General features: G+C 40.5%; 15 protein-coding genes. 1 reads left to right on the top strand and 14 read right to left on the bottom strand.

The features are described from left to right. Window positions 1-11: 11 nt before the first annotated feature. From ACPK8D_RS16255 to ACPK8D_RS16195, 13 genes are all read right to left on the bottom strand, one after another. On the bottom strand, window positions 12-251 hold the full coding sequence (locus tag ACPK8D_RS16255) for a hypothetical protein (protein ID WP_424718899.1): 240 nt from the start codon (window positions 249-251) through the stop codon (window positions 12-14). A gap of 47 nt (window positions 252-298) precedes the next feature. Further along, window positions 299-1,402, bottom strand: coding sequence for an L-threonylcarbamoyladenylate synthase (locus ACPK8D_RS16250; protein WP_424718898.1), 1,104 nt, complete (start codon window positions 1,400-1,402; stop codon window positions 299-301). Window positions 1,403-1,452: 50 nt separating this feature from the next. Continuing rightward, window positions 1,453-2,739: a type III ribulose-bisphosphate carboxylase gene (rbcL, locus tag ACPK8D_RS16245; RefSeq protein ID WP_424718897.1), complete on the bottom strand. Its 1,287-nt coding sequence runs from the start codon at window positions 2,737-2,739 to the stop codon at window positions 1,453-1,455. 695 nt (window positions 2,740-3,434) lie between these two features. Further along, the gene (locus ACPK8D_RS16240) at window positions 3,435-4,547 is read right to left on the bottom strand and encodes a DUF1646 family protein (RefSeq protein WP_424718896.1); all 1,113 of its coding nucleotides are present in this window, start codon (window positions 4,545-4,547) and stop codon (window positions 3,435-3,437) included. Between the two features lie 852 nt (window positions 4,548-5,399). Then, window positions 5,400-6,512 carry a DUF1646 family protein gene (locus ACPK8D_RS16235; protein WP_424718895.1) on the bottom strand — a complete coding sequence of 371 codons (1,113 nt, stop codon included), beginning with the start codon at window positions 6,510-6,512 and terminating at the stop codon, window positions 5,400-5,402. A gap of 1,040 nt (window positions 6,513-7,552) precedes the next feature. Then, window positions 7,553-8,665: a DUF1646 family protein gene (locus ACPK8D_RS16230; protein ID WP_424718894.1), complete on the bottom strand. Its 1,113-nt coding sequence runs from the start codon at window positions 8,663-8,665 to the stop codon at window positions 7,553-7,555. Window positions 8,666-10,012: 1,347 nt separating this feature from the next. Beyond that, a complete protein-coding gene (locus tag ACPK8D_RS16225) occupies window positions 10,013-10,510 on the bottom strand; it encodes an Hsp20/alpha crystallin family protein (RefSeq protein WP_424718893.1) in 498 nt (165 codons plus the stop codon). 54 nt (window positions 10,511-10,564) lie between these two features. After that, a complete protein-coding gene (gene hsp20, locus ACPK8D_RS16220) occupies window positions 10,565-11,092 on the bottom strand; it encodes an archaeal heat shock protein Hsp20 (RefSeq protein WP_424718892.1) in 528 nt (175 codons plus the stop codon). A 142-nt stretch (window positions 11,093-11,234) separates the two neighbouring features. After that, window positions 11,235-13,499 (bottom strand): CDC48 family AAA ATPase, encoded by a 2,265-nt coding sequence (locus tag ACPK8D_RS16215; RefSeq protein WP_424718891.1) that lies wholly within the window; start codon window positions 13,497-13,499, stop codon window positions 11,235-11,237. Then, on the bottom strand, window positions 13,496-14,182 hold the full coding sequence (locus tag ACPK8D_RS16210; protein ID WP_424718890.1) for an ArsR/SmtB family transcription factor: 687 nt from the start codon (window positions 14,180-14,182) through the stop codon (window positions 13,496-13,498). Before ACPK8D_RS16210 ends, ACPK8D_RS16215 begins: the two co-directional genes overlap by 4 nt. A 381-nt stretch (window positions 14,183-14,563) precedes the next feature. Then, a complete protein-coding gene (locus ACPK8D_RS16205) occupies window positions 14,564-15,238 on the bottom strand; it encodes a hypothetical protein (RefSeq protein ID WP_424718889.1) in 675 nt (224 codons plus the stop codon). A 324-nt stretch (window positions 15,239-15,562) separates the two neighbouring features. Continuing rightward, complete coding sequence (locus ACPK8D_RS16200; protein ID WP_424718888.1) at window positions 15,563-16,021, bottom strand: Zn-ribbon domain-containing protein; 459 nt, start codon at window positions 16,019-16,021, stop codon at window positions 15,563-15,565. A gap of 364 nt (window positions 16,022-16,385) precedes the next feature. Next, on the bottom strand, window positions 16,386-17,060 hold the full coding sequence (locus ACPK8D_RS16195; protein WP_424718887.1) for a phosphoribosyltransferase: 675 nt from the start codon (window positions 17,058-17,060) through the stop codon (window positions 16,386-16,388). Between the two features lie 337 nt (window positions 17,061-17,397). Between ACPK8D_RS16195 and ACPK8D_RS16190 the strand changes: the two genes are divergently transcribed. After that, entirely contained in the window at window positions 17,398-18,216 is an 819-nt protein-coding gene (locus ACPK8D_RS16190) for a helix-turn-helix transcriptional regulator (RefSeq protein WP_424718886.1), read from the top strand. Here ACPK8D_RS16190 and ACPK8D_RS16185 read toward each other — a convergent pair. Continuing rightward, window positions 18,204-19,160, bottom strand: a complete 957-nt coding sequence (locus ACPK8D_RS16185; RefSeq protein ID WP_424718885.1) for a methionyl-tRNA formyltransferase — start codon at window positions 19,158-19,160, stop codon at window positions 18,204-18,206. The genes ACPK8D_RS16190 and ACPK8D_RS16185 overlap by 13 nt on opposite strands. Window positions 19,161-19,735: the final 575 nt, after the last annotated feature.

Below are 19,735 nucleotides of genomic sequence, written 5' to 3'. Positions count from 1 at the left end.
AAAAATCAGTATTATCGCTGCCTGCGAAGAGATCCCGATGCAAGAATGCCCGAAATTGCGGTTATAAAGAGAACAAACATACCGGTCCAGAGAAGATAACTCCCTACCTTTTCCATGCCAAGAACCGTTAAAAGCAGGCCCGCAGCCAGCACTACAAGATTGATTTTGTTTACTTTTTTATTTTGATCTGAGACTTTTTTATAAGCCCGCACTTTTACCAGATTTTCTTTTTTTTCTGCTTTCAAAACCATCCCTCTCAAACATTTAACTGAATCTTGAATTATGTATTACAATAAGCTTAAACGGCAATCTTTATGGAAGAAGCTTCCCTCAGTCGATTAATGAGCGCTTCCCCGAGCCCTGAACGGCTGAAAGATCCATCAGCTACGATTACATCCAGCCCTTTCTTATCAAGCTTTCTGAGCCCTTCAAAAAGTTTCCCCGCAGCTACTTCCGGCTTTTTCCTGGACCCCAGCAAAAAGCACTCATCCGAACCCAGATTTTTCAAAGCAAGAAAAGCTGCAGTTTCTTCACTGGTTTCCTTACTGAGAAGAAGCCCGACTTTCTGCCCTTCACTTCTGTAACTTTCAAGTAATTTGACAAGCCTGTCAGAAACCGGTTTACCTTCCCCTTCGACAAGCACGACCTTTGTATCAGGGATATAATGCCCGTACTTCTGACCTGCCTTCCTTTCCGACAGATCCGATTCATTCTCTGCTTCGCCGTTTTTGTATCCGGATCTGACCTTCCCTATAACATTTTCAAGCTCTTCCATACTCACGGCTCCTGGCCTTAGAATAACAGGCGGCTCGACAGTCATATCAATTACAGTTGACTCAAGGCCTATGACAGTCTTTCCTCCGTCAAGAATTGCGTCAACCCTGCCAGTAAGATCCGATATGACATGGGCTGCAAGGCTGGGGCTGGGCTTTCCTGACAGGTTGGCACTGGGAGCAGCAAGAGGAGTGCCTGCTCTCTTTATAAGTTCCAGAGGAATTCTATGGTCAGGCATCCGGACTCCTATTGATTGCAGGTTTCCTGAGGTAATATCGGGAACGATATCGTTTTTTTCCAGGATAATCGTAAGAGGGCCAGGCCAGAAAGCGTCTATTAGCCTGAAAACGTTTTCCGGAATATTTCTTGCCACCTTTTCAATATCTTCCCTTGAATGAACAAGCAGGCTAAGGGGATTTCCTGGAGGGCGTTCTTTTGCCTCGAAAATTTTCAGGACTGCCCTGGGATTCAAGCCGTCAGCTCCAAGCCCGTAGACTGTTTCCGTGGGGAAGGCCACAGTCCCGCCGCTCCGGATAACCGCTGCCGCCCTGTCAAGGACGGAATCGAAATTTTCTTTGGAAACCCGGAAGACAAGGGTTTTTACTCTATCTCCGTTTTCTGCCTGCACAGGAGGTAAGCTCCTTTCTAATTATTAATTCCTGTTGTTCTTTTTCGGGTTTATTTCTTCAGCCACTTGTCGAGGGCAACTTCAAGTTCTCTGTGGTTTTTCGCATATTCCTGCAGGCTAACTCCCTCAAGGGCTGCTTTAAGTGCCTGCCTGCAGGCAGTGGCTCCGGCTGCCGTGCCCATAGGATGTGCGTGAATTCCACCGCCGAACTGCATAATAACATCCCTTCCGAAAATAGAGTACAGGTCAGGAATCATAGTCGGGGCAAGCCCTCCGGACGCAACCGGGAACATTGGGTTCAATCCTCCCCAGTCCTGGGCAAGAACGTGCTGGCTTTTGTCCGCAGGCACGTTGTCCAGTACACACTCATCCCGAAGAGTCAGAACCTCGTGCTTTGCTCCGTGCATTTTCCCGACAACCGTGCCTATGTGAAGCTGGTCAAGCCCGATCAATCTGCAGAGCTTGGCAACGACAAGCATGCTTATTCCATGGCGTGGATTTCGGGTATAGGCCGAATGCATGCAGCGGTGCGCGTGAAGGACCAATCCAGCATCTTCGGATTCTTCCCTCAGGGTCTGAAGCGCAGTCCAGCCCGCAGGCACAACATCAACCATTACATAGCTGGCACCCAGGTCTTTAAGGACATTCATGCGGCGGATCATTTCCTTACAGGTCGGGGCAGTAATATTGCAGAGATACATTTTGCGCTCTCCGGTCTCGGATTCTGCCTTTTCTGCAAGCTTGAGGGTAAGTTCAGCTCTTTTTTCAAAGCCGTTAAATTTCTGATCCGTGAGGTTCTCATCATCTTTGACAAGGTCGCAACCTCCTGCAAAGGAATTGTAAGCCACCTCGGCGTGTTTTTCAGAGTTTAATCCCACTTTCGGCTTGACAATAGTTCCTATGAGAGGCCTGTCCTGCACACCTGTAAGTTTCCTGATTCCCGGCAACCCGAATTTAGGGCCTTTGAATTCACAGAGCATTGATTTCGGGAAAGCGATATCCTGCAGCCTCAGATTGTCAACAACTTTCATGCTCAGGATGTTTCCTGCGACCGCACTGAGAACCTGCGGGACCGAACCGAGTTCAAAGAGTTCATCCGAATAAGCCACCCGTACAGTCTGTGCTCCTTCGTCCACGTAAAAAACATGGGGCTTCAACCTGGTAGCAAGTTCGGGACTCAATGTGGCAATTTCAGTCCAGGAGTCTATAGAGCTTTCCCCTGCCATATGGGTTGCAGTTTCCTCAAAATTCACTCCTGCCGACGGTTCGATATGGAATTCACAGATCAAATCGGTATCCTTCGGGCTATAGCCCGTGTCTATATAGTCCCTTCGCATTGTCTTCCTCCTGACTGAATAGGTTAATCTCCAGAATAGAATAAATTAGATAGAATTGATAGTCCTGATTGAAGGAAGTAACTGAACATAAATAAAAACTTGTTTTTGAATGAAGTAAATTGAAGCGAAAAGCAGAAAGGCACAGCAAGAGAGTAAAATAAGGAATTTCTTCCTAGAAGATGAAAGAGCAGGGGGATAATGAGATTCAGAAGATGTCGGAATCTCTAAAGCTTTTATAGCTTATTCAAAAACTAATTTTTATAGCTTATTTAAAAACTAAATATCTCAAATGTCTTAAGTTAAAGTGCTCTGATATATCACCTGTAAGTAATGGAGTATTATCGTTTCAAATTCCAGGTAGAATTTTCTGAATGGAAAAATATGGTCACCCTTAAAAATAACAAACAAAAATCATGTCCATAATAAAATAATTACTTTCATTATGGAATAATCAAATGCATGAAATAATGTTATGTTATTCGAAGTGGTGACAATATCTAACGATTTTACTCTCCACTTAGGGAGTTTAGGGGATCTCTTAAGTTTGTTTTTCGGATTTGGCTAAATTCATAAATTTCTCGATGCAATCTGAGACTTTTTGCATCCTGAGACTTTTTTCTCGTGCGTTTGAAACTGCTATTCGGTTGGACTGCTGTACCAGGTTAGATGTACCGATTAAAAGGTCATATTTTGTATCAGATATTGAGTACAAACAGTACAACGAAGTATACCGCCATTGAGACAAGTCCGAGAGGTAATCCAAGTCTTGCCCATTCCTTGCTGGTTATACCCAGTTTGCTCGCAGAGATGATGTTCGGGATATTTCCAGGGATCAGCATTCCGCCTGATATTAGAAGCCCCATAAGTATGCTTTTTATCTGAAACTCGCTAAGAGCAGGTCCGATTTCAGCAGCCGCTAAGGTTGCATTGTCAAGAACCGCCGAAACCATATTAATCCAGTAGAGAGCCACGGACGGGATCTGGATGAAGTATTCAAAGATAATGGGCTTGAAGCCTTCACCAAGCAGTACAAGTGCGGCAATGAACACGTAAACTTTAACAGCTCTCATTATGACGTCTTTTGCAGTCTCATTATAATCTGCTGATTCCATTTCATGCGCTTTCGTATCAGCCTTTCCAAGGAAGAAAACTCCAATAATACCAAATGCAAGGATACCTGGGAAGATGTAGATGCCAAGCATATTAAATAAAAAATCAAACCCTGCATAGTAAGGTGCTCCGGATAGTTTTGAGACTGCAATTGTTGAAAGTGGTTCTCCGAGGGGGGTAAGTGCCGCGCCAAGCCCGATTGAGAAACATGCAATGATTGTAAGGTCTATCTTGGACTTTCGCGAGAGAGGCATTGCGTTAACTACTTCAACGAGAATAATTGCCGCAAGAATAGCCGACATAACACTGGATGATAAGCCAAGGACAACAATAAGAAGAAACCCTAAAACTTTAACAGAAAGTATGTCGGTTAATTTTCGGATTGCTTTGTGGATCGGGGTATGCCATTTGTATATAAGCAATCCGACAACCAGCACTATCTGGAAAATACCGATTGGAATGCCGGCTATGTCTCCAACGTGCAGCGGCGCGGTTACTGCTTCGCGGATAATCTCCGAACTCCAGCCTGTCTCTATGCCTGGAATCCGGGCAAAGCCTGACAGGGTCATTGCAAGCACTCCGCAAATAAGCAGGAATACTTCCAGATTTTCCTCAATAGCGTGTATCTTAAAAGGCCCAAATAATACGGCCAGGAATATTACTAGAAATCCAATTAAAACTCCTAGGTCAAGAGCCATTACTTTTTCCTCCTCTGGTAAATTCTGGTTTATAAACTGCCTGGGGGGACTTATTTACTGTTAAATATTACAAAGTCTAGAATGTCTGGGCATTCAGATGACCTGTTTTATTATTTATTAGCCTATAATATATTATTCTATAATATATTTATTCCGTTTATATTCAATTTAACGTCCTAGCCTTTGAAAAAAAAGTTAAGCTTGGTTTGGATTGCTAGCTTCTCAAAAATACATTTTCTTACGTTAATAAAACATGGTCTTGAACTGAATTTTTAGGAACAAGAATTTATTAAGCTGTCATATTTCATTAATAATCATACCTGATTATGTACGCAGTAGTTAATATTAAGCATAAAAATTCAATCTGAAATATAGTCAGCGAGAGAGTCAGACTTATATAAACGTGTGAAATCGTCGAAATCCATTCTTATTTCCCACATATTTCGGTCAGAACTTATTAAAATCGATTAAAATTAAAAGAATCGCGAAAAGTCTCGTTGATCAGCTACAATACTGACAAATGAATTGAAAGACACAATAAGAATCCAATTGAAAAAAGTGGTATAGTCTTCAAATTCAAGGGAGAACTTCGAATTAAAAGATATGAGAACTCTGGCATTTGAGAAATCAAAAAGGTCTCTTTAATATGTTTTTCCGATCTGACTAAATTCTCAAAGTACCAGTAAATTCTTAAACGTTTTTCCTACGAATTTGAAGAGAATATTGTAAGATAAATTAGTTTTATATTGTTTTGAAAGGTGTGATTTTGTTTCAAGACCCAGTGATTATTAATTTTATTATTACTGGATTTTGAAACTTAATCCACCTCAGGCAATGGGTCAAATTTTGAGCTTATACTCCAAGCACAAAAATAATGACGAAATAGATAGCCATTGAGATAAGCCCAAGAGGCACTCCAAGTCTTGCCCATTCCTTGCTGGTAATACCAAGTTTACCTGCGGAAATGATGTTCGGGATGTTTCCTGGGATCAGCATCCCACCTGCAATTAAAAGTCCCATAAGTATACTCTTAATCTGGAGTTCGCTAAGAGCAGGTCCTATCTCAGCAGCTGCCAAGGTAGCGTTATCGAGGATGGCTGAGACCATATTAACCCAGTAAAGAATACCTGAAGGAATCTGGATAAAGTATTCAAGTATAATGGGCTTGAAACCTTCTCCGAGCAACACGAGCGCTGCGATAAATACGTAAACCTTAACAGCTCTCATTATGACATCCTTCACGGTCTCGTTATAATCGGCTGCTGCCATTCCCTGGTCTTTTGGACTGACTTTTCCGAGGAAAAACATTCCAATGATACCATATGCAAAGATACCTGGGATAATGTATTTGCCCAGCATATCAAGTAAGAAAGTGAATCCTGCATGATAAGGTTCACCCGCTAGTTTTGAGATGGCGATTGTTGAAAGAGGTTCGCCGAGAGGGGTAAGTGCCGCACCAAGCCCGATTGAGAAACATGCAACGATTGTAAGGTCTACCTTGGACTTTCGCGAGAGAGGCATTGCATTAACGACTTCAACAAGAATGATTGCCGCAAGAATAGCCGACATCACACTGGAAGATAAACCAAGACCAACAATAAGAATAAAACCTAAAACTTTAACAGAAAGCATGTCAGTTAATTTTCTGATTACTTTATGGATTGGGGAATGCCATTTATAGATAATCAAGCCGACGACCAGCACGATCTGGAATATGCCGATTGGAATGCCAGCTATGTCTCCGACATGCAGCGGCGCAGTCAATGCTTCCATAATTATCTCTGAATTCCAGCCCATCTCTTCGCCCGGAATTTCGGTAAAACCTGAAAGAGTCATTGCTGCTATTCCGCACACAAGCAGAAATGGTTCCAGATTTTCCTCAATAACGTGTATCTTAAAAGGTCCTAGCAACACGGCCAGGAATATTACAAGATATCCGATTAAAACTCCTACTTCAAGAGCCATTACTTTTTTCCTCCTTTAATACTATGCTAGACTATAAAATTCTGAACAACTTACAGTTAAACAGTGTTAGAGCCTAGAATGTTTTAGTCTTATAAAGATTACTCTATTTATTCTTTGATAATATATTATCCTTAATATTCAATTAGATCTTTATATTTTTTACAAATAACTTTATTTACTTTTTGTTGAGAACTTTGCCCAGACTGCATTTTTGTTATTGGCAGAAATTACTTTCGATCCGAAATCATATAAAATCGTGCAGCTTTACACTATTTCATGTGCCGAGCCAATTTTTGAAATAGTTTTATCTGTAATAGTTGATATTGAGTAAAAAAATTTTAGTTTAAACTTAATTCAGACAGGAAGAGACAATATAGTGTTTTTGATGCCTACTTAGAGTAAAGGATTTAAATCACTCCATATTTCGCGATAGATTTTAGTCGTATATCTCTGGAAAAGTTGTCTCAGGCTTCTGGAGGAGATAAGTTTTTTCTTTGTTCTTATTGCATTTAGGAAACTCCTACCTGATTGCGAACTGCAGGCTTCACACAACAAAGAAAAAGACCTGCTAAATTTAAGAGAAAAAGTGATCAAAGCTTGATAATATTTTAAGAAAATACGAAAGATTTAACCTGGCAAGAATTATGACGCAGAATGAAAATAGTAAATAAAAATATCAATTCCTGATCACAATATAGAAAAATCACAATTGAAAAACAGTATTGAGAAGCTTAATCTAATAAATGGTATCTTCTTCAAATTCAGGGGAGAACTCTCCAGCTAAAAGTATGAGAATTTTGCCACTGAAAATAAGTTAAGTAATTTCTTAAGTACGTTTTTTAATTTGGCTAAATGCTCAATTTTAGCAGGTCGGTGAAATTTATTTCCTCCAAGATTTTGAAGAAAATACGATAAAATTGCAATCGTTTTTATTAATTACTGATCTGTGTTAAGATTCGGTTCCAGAATCCGAGAACATTCAGCTTTGAATTTACCGACTCTGGAACTGAATTCATAATAGGCCAAGGCGAATTTTAAGTTTAGATCTTAAGCACAAAGATGATGACGAAGTAAATACCCATTGAGACAAGACCCATAGGTACTCCAAGTCTTGCCCATTCTTTGCTGGTTATACCCAGTTTGCCTGCAGAGATGATGTTCGGGATATTTCCTGGGATCAGCATTCCGCCTGCAATTAAAAGCCCCATAAGAATACTCTTTATCTGTAATTCACTCATAGCTGGCCCAATTTCAGCGGCTGCAAGGGTAGCATTATCCAGGATAGCTGAGACCATGTTAACCCAGTAAAGTACAGTGGAAGGTATTTGTATGAAGTATTCGAATATGATAGGCTTGAAACCATCTCCGAGAAATGTCAGAGCCATGATAAACAGATAGACCTTAACAGCTCTCATTACGACATCTTTCACAGTTTCGTTATAATCTTCAGCTTTCATTCCAGAGTCCTTCATATCAACTTTTCCAAGGAAAAACATTCCAATAATACCATATGCAAAGATTCCTGGAATGATATATTTGCCCAGCATATTAAATAAGAACATGAAACTGGCATGGTAAGGTGCACCAGAGAGCTTTGAGATAGCTATTGTCGAAAGAGGTTCTCCAAGGGGGGTAAGCGCAGCGCCGAGTCCGATCGAGAAACAGGCAATGACTGTCAGGTCGATCTTGGACTTTCGTGAGAGAGGCAGTGCATTAACCATCTCAACGAGAATGATTGCCGCAAGAATGGCGGACATTACACTGGAAAATAGACCAAGGACGGCAATCAGGATAAAAGCCATAATTTTAAGAGAAAGCGCATTGGCCATTTTCCGGATTGCTTTATGAATCGGCTCATGCCATTTATAGATAATTAAGCCGACTATGAGCACTATCTGGAATATGCCTATTGGAATACCGCCAATATCTAAAGAATTAAGCGGAGAAGTCAATGCTTCTTCGATTATCTCCATTCTCCAGCCTGTTTCTGTACCTGGGATTTCGACAAAACCCGAGATGGTCATTGCCGCAATTCCGCAGACAAACAGAAAAACTTCCAGATTTTCTTCAATAACGTGTACCTTAAAAGGGCCGAGAAGTACGGCAATAAATATTACAAGAAATCCAGCTAAGATTCCTGGTTCAAGACCCATTAATTTTTTCCTCCTTTACTACTTAGTCTATAGTAGTCTATAGTGTTCACAGTAAAGTAAGCCTGTAGACTATATCGTATACATTTGAACCCTCTAAACAGCGTAAAACTCTGTTTTTAAGGGGATAAAATAGTTGATTAATATATGAAACGCGTAACAAGTATACTGTTTATTAATAAAATACAATTGTTAATTGTGAGCACTGTAGATTACAAAAGCCTGATGACTTATTACTACTAAACACTGAAAAGTCCCTAATTTTTTAGTTTTTTGAAGGTTTTTCCTATTTATTATTCCATAGATCAATTCAATATCCATGCGTATGAGAAAGATTTTTCAATTTGCTCCCGATGGGAACTTAATTGGATTTATTTTCTGGCGCTTGAAGAGGAATACTTTTGATCTAAGCTTTAGGAGATAATATTTTACCATCTCACAAAATGATCACATAGTTATTTTGTCACTTTTATCTTTCTTATTCGCATAAAATTGAGTTTTTCTAGCGATGAGACCTTCTCTATTTTTCGAACTAATGCACGGTTATCCAGCACCTCCTGCACAAGACTCATATCGGGCTTAAAAGTTGCGGAATTAAGTTTTCTTTTAGCCAGAATTAATGTCTTGAGTTTTCGTCCTCGACCACACATGCTTTTTTTATTTTGGGACTACAGATTCCCTGTTAAATAATCATGCGTATATATTTTGTGGTTTTTTTCTTCTCAAAAGTACAATAATTTATGCAAAAGTCTACGGTTATAAAGTTTATAACAAAGGATGTCAAATTTTTTAATCGTTTTTTATAATCACTCAAATCCTTTTTATACTAATTTACGAAACAGAACTATTTTGTAAGATATATGGTATTTAGCTCTATAGTGTCCTCAATAGTTCAGATCTATTATTGTTTAGAGCCTCAATGCGAGCAGATTCAGAAGAGAAATGAGATATGAGATTGAAATAGGATAATTGAAAAATAGTGCAGGAAGCATTATGATAATATGGTGATAAAGAGGAGAAGGGCTAACTCGTAAAATTTAATTCGTTAAACAAGGCAGAAGACAATCGATAAGATCAAAAAAGGAAAATATAAACATTAAAATCAATTAAAATAGGTGTAGAAGCGCATATATAAATAGAGCATAAATAGTATGCATTAAAAATATATTTGCTTAGATTACCAGAGTAATTTTCTCTGTAGAACCTTCTGCATACTATCTGTTTTTAACTGCTGTTCGAGATGTAATGTCATCAGGACTTCAGAAGGGGCTTTTCCGATTACAAATTTCAAGCTTTTCCAGTACGTTTTTCTGTTGTAATCCTTCACTCAGCTCTTCAAATCCGTTAAAATCAGTTAATTTCGATTTCAACGGGTCTTTCTTCAGCACAGCGCCTGAAGGTAACTTCAAGCACTCCATTTTTATAGCTGGCTTTTGCACTCCTGGGATCCACGCGGGCCGGAAGCTCTATATCCTGCGAATATTCGGAAGCCCCAAGAATCCTTATTTCGAGATTTTGAGCAGTCGCATGCAGCAGGAGATCTTCCTTCTCAATATCCGGGAGTTCTGCAAGTACGTGTACCAGTTCTTCGCTTTCAAAGATATCAATTAAAGGGTCTCTTATTTCGGAGGGGAAGAGATTCTCTTCATCTTCAGAATGTTCCGGAACGTTTCCGAACTCCCGGAGTTCGGGGTCTTCCCCCGGGCGACGAATGATAGAAAATCCGTAGACGAAGGGGACGGACTCTCCCATATCTTCCAGGAGGGCTTCGATCATTTCTTCCAGGTTGTCAAAGAGTTCAGATCCAAAATCTTCAAAGAAATCCTTTCTTTTTCTTGTGCCCACCATTATTACCTCTACTTTTCCTCGTGCTGTTGCACTTATAGTGCAACTCCCGAAAAGTCACTCAATATTTATTGAGGTTCGGGAACTGGATTCCAGCCTCTTAAAGGTAACTTCCAGCACACCATTTTTGTATGTGGCTTTCGCACTCTGGGGGTCCACCTTTACGGGCAGTTCCACACGTTCGGAATATTTTGGATTCCCATATATTGTTTCGATGTCAAGTATTAAATCAGTTGCGTTCAGTCTGATGTTTTCTTTTTCGATGCCTGGAATCTCGGCAATCACGTGCACGGTCTCTTCGGCTTCCAGTACATCAATCAGGGGTTTTCTTATGTCAAGATAACGCCTTTCTCCGGTCTCTGTCTGCTCAAACATAGGAATATTCCCGAATTCACGGATCTCAGGATCTTCTCCTGGCCTCTGGGTTACGGAAAATCCGTAGACGAAAGGATGCTGCCCGAAGTTTTCCACACTCATACCCATTGCTCTGCTAAGGCGTTCGAACATTTCGTCCATATCCTCAAGCGGGTCGATTCCGAAGACTTCATCGAAGAAATTTCTTCTTTTTTTCCTGTCTCTGTCCATATGACCACTCCGTTATTAATTTATCCATTCGTAATTTCATTATCAGGTGAATCTTAATCGAATCAGCCATTATTCTTTTCAGTAGTTCTTGAAGCTTTGGAAATTAAAAAGGCCGGGATTTGCCGACCTGTCAGAGGCTGGCTTATTCAGCCTCAAAGAAACCCGGAACATTTTTAGGTTCGATTTCTTTTTCCTGTTCTTCAGCTTCGGAAGCTTCCTCTTCAAATGCAGTTGCATATCTAGCAAAGAGTTCAGCGCTCTGTTCATAAGCCGCGAGACTTTCCCTGGATGTCGTAGGCTTTACACGGCGGATTGCGCGTTCAAAGTGTTTCTTTGAAATCCTGACTTCTCCTGCCCGTTTCTCAATATCCTTTCTGCCAACTCCTGGAGTAACTATCTCCCTCAGAGCCAGCATCGCAGCCTCTCTGCAAATCCCCTCGATATCTGCACCCACATACCCTTCGGTCAGATCAGCAAGTTCGGAGAGATTAACGTCTTCTTCAAGGGGTTTCCCCTGTGTATGGATCTCAAAGATCTTTTCTCTGCCTGTTTTCTCAGGCGGCTTGATATAGATGAGTCTGTCAAAGCGGCCAGGCCTCAGGAGAGCAGGGTCTACCATATCAGGCCGGTTCGTAGCCGCAACAATGATCACATCCTTGAGTTCCTCTACTCCGTCCAGTTCGGTAAGGATCTGGCTAACAACTCTTTCGGACACATGCGTATCTGAAACAGAGCTTCTCTGAGGAGCAATGGAATCGATCTCGTCAAAGAAGATAACCGTCGGGGCAGCCTGTTTTGCTTTCCTGAAGGTTTCCCTGATTGCACGTTCGGATTCACCCACGTATTTACTGAGCAGTTCCGGACCTTTGATGCTGATGAAATTGGCTTCGCTTTCACTGGCAACAGCTTTTGCAAGCAGAGTTTTACCCGTACCTGGAGGCCCAAAGAGCAATATTCCTCTGGGGGGTTTTACACTGATAGCGCTGAAAATTTCAGGGTATTTCAGGGGCCACTCTACAGCCTCAATAAGTTCCTGTTTTGCATTTTCAAGTCCTCCAATATCATCCCAGCCCACGTGCGGAACCTCAACGTAAACCTCCCTCATTGCCGAAGGCTCGATATTCTTCAGGGCTTCCCTGAAATCCTCTTTGGTGACTACGAGGTTATCAAGAATTTCCTGCGGAATCTCTTCTTCGATATCTATTTCGGGAGTTATCCTTCTCAAGGCATGCATTGCAGCTTCCTTACACAGGGAAGATAAATCAGCTCCTACGAAACCATGGGTCACATCTGCAATTTCACCGAGGCTTACATCCTGTTCAATTGGCATACCTCTTGTGTGAATGAGAAGAATTTGCTTCCTGCCGTTCCGGTCAGGGATTCCTATTTCAATTTCCCTGTCAAACCTTCCACCGCGGCGGAGAGCTTCATCTATGGAGTTCGGGCGGTTTGTGGCAGCAATTACAACGACCTCACCTCTGGACTTAAGCCCGTCCATGAGGGAAAGCAGTTGGGCAACTACCCTGCGTTCCATTTCTCCTGTAACTTCACCGCGTTTGGGGGCAATGGAATCGATCTCATCTATGAAGATGATAGAAGGCGCATCTTTTTCAGCCTCCTCAAATATTTCCCGGAGTTTATGCTCGCTTTCTCCGTAGTATTTGGAAACGATTTCAGGACCGCTGATAGTAATGAAATTGGCATCGGTTTCACTTGCAACTGCCTTTGCGATCAATGTTTTTCCCGTGCCCGGAGGCCCGTGAAGCAGTACTCCTTTGGGAGGCTCAATGCCAAGCTTCTGGAAGAGTTCAGGATGCCTTAGTGGCAGCTCAATCATTTCCCTGACAAGCTGAATTTCCCGCCTGAGCCCACCGATATCCTCATAAGAAATGCCTTCTGGAACCTTGATCTCCTCAACCGATTTCTCCTTGATAACGATTTCAGTATCCTTGGTAACGACAACAGGGCCTGCAGGCCTTGTAGATGCAACCACAAAGGTAAGGGGATTATTTACGGTTTCTACTCTGATCTGCTGACCTTTATTCAAAGGCCTCCCCTCAATAATTCTGAGAATGTAGTGAGCACCTCCGACAAGTCTCACAGGCTGAGAAGGAGCAAGGGTAACTCTCTGAGCGTGTTTTGCCTGGACTTTCTGGATCATAACCCTATCGTCAATTCCTACTTTTGCATTGCTGCGCAAGTTTCCGTCGATACGAATCCGATTTTCCTGGTCACGCTCTACATTTGGCCAGACAATTGCGTAGGTCTTGGCTCTTCCTGAGATCTCAATTATGTCCCCGCTTACAAGCTCCATCTGCTGCATCAGCCGGGTGTCAATTCTCGCAATTCCCCTGCCCACATCCTTATGATAAGCTTCAGCAACTCTCAAATTCGTTTCTTCAATCATTCGTTCTCAACTCCGGTCTCACGTATTTTCCAGTAATGCTGGTTATTTTTGATACTATATTCAATAAAACCCCTCTCTGCAAGGTCTATCAGCTTAGCGTTAATAACACTTGGGTGTAAGCGCAGGTTGTAACATAGGGTAGCTAAAGTGGTTTCATTCTTCAGAAGCTCAAACAGGAGTTCACACTCTAGAGGATTCCTGGCAACCTCTTCGATTGAGCCCAGACAAAGGTCCATAATTTCTGTATACTCAGCCTGGAGTTGCTGCTGCATCTGTGCCAGTTCTTCTTGCCTTGCCTTGAGCTCCTGAAGTCTGCTGCTCAATTTAAGAAATAAAGCCGACGAGTCTTCCCTGGCAGGAGTTTCCTTTTTCGCAGGAGTCTCACCTTTTTTCGCCCTGTCAAAATCAATGTCGTGAAGCGTCACCGTATAGGCATACGGAGATACGGACACTTCAAGCCGCATATTGTTTGCGATGTTGAAATACTTGCGCCTCTGTTCATCCACACTGCACTCTATAAGTCCTGCCTGTTCAAGCAGACCCAGATGACTTATTATGGCTTTTGGCCCTACTCCCAACCTGCCAGAGATCTCACTGACATAGCAAGGGCGGTTTGCAAGAAGTTGTATAATCTTCCTGCGGTTTTCATTCCCCAGGATGTCAAGTAATTTTGCCGGGTCCATTTTTCCCCTTCGGATAATTGTCTAAATGTATGGGATATTAAGGCAATAACGCCAAATTTTGTTATTGTATGTTTTTAGATTATAACATATCCAGTCTTGAATAAATTCTGACAGGAATAAGTGAATTCCTGCCTGAGATTTCATCTGGAATACTAGCTGGAAAGGAGTATGTATAAGATAGTAACCTATAGTTAGCATCAATAATATATAAAAATTTCTATTGCCGGTTATTCTTATACCGCAACCAAAAAATTAGAAGGCACTGGAAAAATTAGAAAGTACTGGATATGAGACAATATAAAATAAGAACAAAACTGGGTTGAAGTGCAGGTAACAAAAGGCCAGATTAAAGTGCAAGCTCACAAAAATAAAAGTTGTCATTCACATGTAGGAAAGGATATGCTGTTTATTGCCTTCACCGGATCCAGGCAAATTCTTCATTGAATCCGAGCCATGCAGGAAACTTAACGGATTTAAGAGGTCTTTTATTTTATCTCTTTCATTTTCCCAGTTTATTAAAAATGCGACGTGAACGGTTTTCCCATTGTATTCTTCAGAAGTTACCGCAATGGTATACATCAGATCCCCAAACTCGATTGAACCACAAAATACCTCGCCATAAATATAAAAATCAGCTTTACTGTAAGGCACGCCTCTAACGTGCCCGGAATAATGACAGGATTCGCCCCCATTGGATACTGTGATCTCATCGAATTCTATCTCAAAGTTTCTTTCCAGTAATCGAATATTGACATTTCCACCTGCAGCAGATTCTTCGAATTTTTTAATATCAATTATAAAAGTCTCGGAATCATCCCAGTAATCCTGAGAATTAGCAGGATTATCCTGAAGATTTACTTTCTGAACTATATCGTTATCTTGAGTGTCTGTAATTCCCTTCAATGAACTTTCGTTAGAAACAGTTTCAACGAACTGTTTTTCGGAATGTTTAGCAATATTATCTTCCTTGTCGACCAGAACAAAAATTCCTGAAAAAACCGCCAGTCCAAGGAATGTTGCCAGTATCAGTACTTTACAGACAATGCCGATTTTCATTTAGATCCCAACTCAGAGATAAAAGTAAAAAATACTAAAGTCGAGTATAAATTTGAACTCTTTCTAGAAGAACGTTTCTAATTTAAGACTGTATTTAATCTATATAATTAAGTTAGAACATATGAAAAGGAGTGACGGTTATACTGGAGAGCGCTTAAAGAGAAAATTTAGAACAAAAGTAACGAAAACAGGTAAGCTAAAGCTTTTATTCTCCGGGCTAAAAGCATAGACCTTATGTTTTGTTTCATAAAGACTATTCGGAAACCATTTCTCAAGAAATGTCCAGCCAGAGATTTCCGGGAAAACGTCGGAAAATTTTAAAAATCATTTCTGCTTTTTAGATTTTGCTTTTTCCTTTTGTTTTTCCTTCTGCTGGTTGAAAACCGAAGGTAAATGCAGGGCATAAGATCCCTCCTCTCGGATTGCCATAACGAGTTCTTTTCTCTCAAAAAGAGACTCCAGGTTAAGTTCGTAGGAGCCGGGCCCAAGGATTCTTACGGACTCTACTCTTTCTTCATCGGTTTTCCTCTCGGCTTCGGGTTCCTGCTTTATGTTTTCCTGCTCACAGGCAAGAGCCTCATCAATATTCCTGACAACTTCATCCAGAGAGGATTCCAGATCCAGTTTCTGTTCTTCCAGAACAGGCCTTCCCTGGTTTTCCGAACCTTCTGATTCTTTTTTTACATAAAGGAATTTATTCCAGCCGCAGTTCGGGCAGCCGCTTAGGATGACAGAATCTCCGTCTTCAAAAATGGTTCCGCATCTGGTGCATCTGTGGGGCATGAATTCACCGGTAATAGATAATGAACTGATTTATTGTAAGTAACGTAATCCTGTATTAGGTATCTTCGATCTGCATTTGATATCTTAGACCGAATTCGGTCTCTTAGATCAATATTCGGTATCCTGAAACGAGATTTTATGCGGGTATACAGAGGGCAATAATAATATTTTTGAGTACTTTAAGTAGATATCCTGAACAGATATGTATATTTGTATTTACGGCTTAACAACTGCTTTTAAACGAAAGAGATAGCTCCAACCAGCAAAAGTAAAAGCACCTCCTTCGGTTGTAAGTCTCTTTCGGCTTTCTAGCATTAACCTGGAATATTAGCTTTCTTAAAAGGAGAGTATATAGTAAGGCTTTTTATAAAAGTCTCCAGCACTTCTTTCCATTTACAGTTTCGGAACTGACCCTGCGCACCCTCTCCATCTCTTCCAGAACTTCCGGAAGTCTTCCTGGCTGGGTGATTTCAAAAACAACAGAGTCCAGGGAATGGTTTATGTAAAGACTGTGTTTGAGATCCTCAAGACTCCAGGGTTTTTTAGGGTCTTTTCTCATGCATTTAGTCAGGATGCTTATCATATCTTCCATGAAGTTCCAGGGATAGACAATCCACGCCCAATCCTCGAGTCTTTCGCCCACATAATCAGGGTCGATTTTCGAACTCCCCAGGTACTGCAATGAAGCGGTCCTGACTTCCGTGGGGTTGCGGCTTTCCACATAAGCTTTGGCGCTCATCATACTTTCTCCGGTATCAACGATATCATCTACGATAAGTACCCTTTTGCCTTCCATCACATTGTCCGAGAGGGGATATCGAATGTAAGGCTCACCGGTATCGATAGCTGCGGTTCCTACATAGTGCTCGATTTTCAGACTGGATAGGTCATCAAGCCCCAGAAAATCGCAAAGCACTCGCCCGGCAAACCATCCTCCCCTGGCAAGTGCAATAATCACGTCCGGTTCATATCCAGAACGTTTGATTTCCGTTGAAACATTTCGGCACAAGTTATAAATGTAATCCCAATTTGTAAGCACACATTTGAATGATTCTATGAAAAGTCCTCCCTGATCCGGAATTCGGGAATATGGTCAGGATACTCACCAGTTAAGGAGTATGCACTTCCCAGGCTCTATATTTGAGTTATATAATTTAGATTATAGACTTTAAGGTTTCTTATCTTGTCAAAGGATATTACAGGAAAAGATTAAAAAAGAACAGGATAAGATTAAAAAAGAAATACTTTAAAGTTAAATTAGAAACTTTCGCATACTGATAGGATGTGATTGAAGCTAATTTCAATGTTTTCAAAGTATATTTCATAGAAGCAGCAAGTTCCTTTATAAATCCTTTCTGAAAAACCGAAGGAAAAAAATGAATCTTTCGCAGAAGCGCAAGATCTGGAAAGTGAAATCAATGGACAAAGCCCTTATTGATCTACTCTTTATGTCCCAGAAAAGAAGAGACCTTTTGCTCCTGCTCAGATATGGAGGAAAGACGATAGAGGAAATTGTAGATGCTCTGAATGTTAACCCGACAGGCATGCTTCCTCAAATCAAAAAATTGAAGGATGAGCATCTGGTTCTTCAGGAAGACCGGGAATACAGATTAACTCCCCTTGCGGAGATTCTGGTCGAAAAAATGGAACCTCTGCTCGATACTCTGCAGGTCATTGAGGAAAATAATGGTTACTGGCAGGAGCGCGATCTCACCGCCTTACCCAGGAATTTCCTGGAAAGGCTAAATGAATTAAAGTTCTGTTTCCTTGTTAGACCTGATCCTGATAATATTTTTGAGCCTCCTGCCGTGTTTCTGGAGAATATAGGGAAATCAAGAAAAATACTTTCTTTTTCATCAATATTCCATCCCATATTTTCCGAAATGTTTCTGACAAACCAGGATGATGATACCGAGATAACCCTTATAATAACAGGAAAAATCTATGAGAGACTAAAAACCGATTTCGGAAAAGAACTGAAACTTTATCTGGCCACAGAAAATAAGAGGCTTTTTCTCTGTACGGATGAGATAAAGATTGCTATGCTGGTTAAGACCGAACGTTTCATGGCTGCTGATTTTCTTACTTCAAAAGGATCTTTTGACCAGGAAACTATTATAGGCTTCGAGCCTGCAGCTCTGAGGTGGGCTGAAGACCTTATTCTGCATTACAGAAAGCACGCTCAGGAAATATAAAGGTAAACCCAGTCAAGAAAATTTGCAAATGAAAGAATAATATTAACATAGATTTTCCCATCTTTGCAAACAAAAAAGTTTTTTGAATTTTCCTTATAAAGTTTCCCTACTTCATATCCGGAAATATTACATTTTTCCTTATCCAGAATTTCAATCTTGAGCACAGGCTTGTACAGATTGGTTTTTTTCAGCAGAGTGTAATGATACCTCGGAGTTCCGTTTAAAAAATGAAATACTCTCTCAACATCCCATTCATTCCATCTTATGAGTCCGTTATATTCATCGGGTTTAATTTTTCTCGCTCTCACCGTTGGAGTTATTAAGGACTGTTTTACTCTTGGAACATTCCCATTCTCAATGGTATCCATTATCTTAGAGAGCAACTTTATTCCCGTAAAAGATAACTTTTGATTGACTTCTTCGAGTCTTTCACCAGGATTTATAAAGATCCTTTCCTGGAAAATGACATCTCCGGTATCCTCACCTTTATCGATATAATGAAGAGTCACTCCCGGACTCAGAACATAATCATAATATTCCCAGAAAAGTGGAGCTGGCCCCCGGTATTCCGGAAGATGGGAATAATGGATATTAATGGTCCCAAATTTTGGGATACTAAATACGTTCTCTTTCAAGAGATGAGACATGGAATACACAACTACAAGATCGGGCTGTATATTCTTCATCCATTTTTCGAGGCCTGCACTGTCTTCTTTCCTGAAGTAATAATAAGGAGTTTTCATTTTTTTGGAGAAGATTTTTAAATTTAAGGGCTTCAAGGTGAGTGAATAATAGACGCCTGCAAAAAACCTTCCTATTGCTTTGAGGAATGAATTTAGTTCTTTTGCCGGAGCACACTCGACAATTCCCACTACCTCATGTTCTGAACCGACAACAGACTCAAAAAGATTGGAAACTCCCTGTGTGATAATTGCAACTCTCAATTAAATCCCACCAGATCTTTAGTTGAAAGCTGACAAAGAAAATCTGCCCTAAGCATTTCTTTTGACCTGCATGCTATGCTTATTTCAACTATTTTCCGCAAATTCAAGCTGGGATCCCCTTAAATGCCAGGTTTACGTACCTTTTTCCATTATATTAAGAAAAGTGATATTTCTGAGACTGGAAAGTACAAACTGTACGCTTTTGGTTACAAAATATAGAGTTAACGGTATCATAAAAGGCTGCGTAGTTAATATACTGTATTATTTTCTTCAAACTTTGCTAAGAATAAAGAATAGGATTTTAACCTTGAATTTATTTATTGATGTTAAGAGATAAAGGATATAATAAAGAGTTATATTATAAAAATTTTAGGACTTACGCGGTTGAATCTTTTTTCTGCAAATTATATTAAAATATGATCATTACTATATTATAATAAATATAATCAAAAAAACTCTTTGAGTTGAACGCAATAAATCCGCCTAAATGCACTGAACTTGATTACATCAACTTTCTTATTGCTTCTTCACGAGTATTTAGCTGTACAGAAGCTTCTAAATGCAGTTATTTTGAC

Source organism: Methanosarcina sp., assembly GCF_049706645.1.
Taxonomy (GTDB): domain Archaea; phylum Halobacteriota; class Methanosarcinia; order Methanosarcinales; family Methanosarcinaceae; genus Methanosarcina.
Note: the sequence above shows the minus strand (reverse complement) of the source record. Positions and strands in the feature narration are given on the sequence as shown.

What these genes read in the sequence shown, in the direction of transcription:
- hsp20 (WP_424718892.1), bottom strand. Translation starts at nt 11,092, where the DNA reads ATGGACAGAGACAGGAAAAAAAGAAGAAATTTCTTCGATGAAGTCTTC.
- ACPK8D_RS16200 (WP_424718888.1), bottom strand. Translation starts at nt 16,021, where the DNA reads ATGCCCCACAGATGCACCAGATGCGGAACCATTTTTGAAGACGGAGAT.
- ACPK8D_RS16230 (WP_424718894.1), bottom strand. Translation starts at nt 8,665, where the DNA reads ATGGGTCTTGAACCAGGAATCTTAGCTGGATTTCTTGTAATATTTATT.
- ACPK8D_RS16190 (WP_424718886.1), top strand. Translation starts at nt 17,398, where the DNA reads ATGAATCTTTCGCAGAAGCGCAAGATCTGGAAAGTGAAATCAATGGAC.
- ACPK8D_RS16240 (WP_424718896.1), bottom strand. Translation starts at nt 4,547, where the DNA reads ATGGCTCTTGACCTAGGAGTTTTAATTGGATTTCTAGTAATATTCCTG.
- ACPK8D_RS16205 (WP_424718889.1), bottom strand. Translation starts at nt 15,238, where the DNA reads ATGAAAATCGGCATTGTCTGTAAAGTACTGATACTGGCAACATTCCTT.
- ACPK8D_RS16225 (WP_424718893.1), bottom strand. Translation starts at nt 10,510, where the DNA reads ATGGTGGGCACAAGAAAAAGAAAGGATTTCTTTGAAGATTTTGGATCT.
- ACPK8D_RS16255 (WP_424718899.1), bottom strand. Translation starts at nt 251, where the DNA reads ATGGTTTTGAAAGCAGAAAAAAAAGAAAATCTGGTAAAAGTGCGGGCT.
- ACPK8D_RS16215 (WP_424718891.1), bottom strand. Translation starts at nt 13,499, where the DNA reads ATGATTGAAGAAACGAATTTGAGAGTTGCTGAAGCTTATCATAAGGAT.
- ACPK8D_RS16210 (WP_424718890.1), bottom strand. Translation starts at nt 14,182, where the DNA reads ATGGACCCGGCAAAATTACTTGACATCCTGGGGAATGAAAACCGCAGG.
- ACPK8D_RS16235 (WP_424718895.1), bottom strand. Translation starts at nt 6,512, where the DNA reads ATGGCTCTTGAAGTAGGAGTTTTAATCGGATATCTTGTAATATTCCTG.
- rbcL (WP_424718897.1), bottom strand. Translation starts at nt 2,739, where the DNA reads ATGCGAAGGGACTATATAGACACGGGCTATAGCCCGAAGGATACCGAT.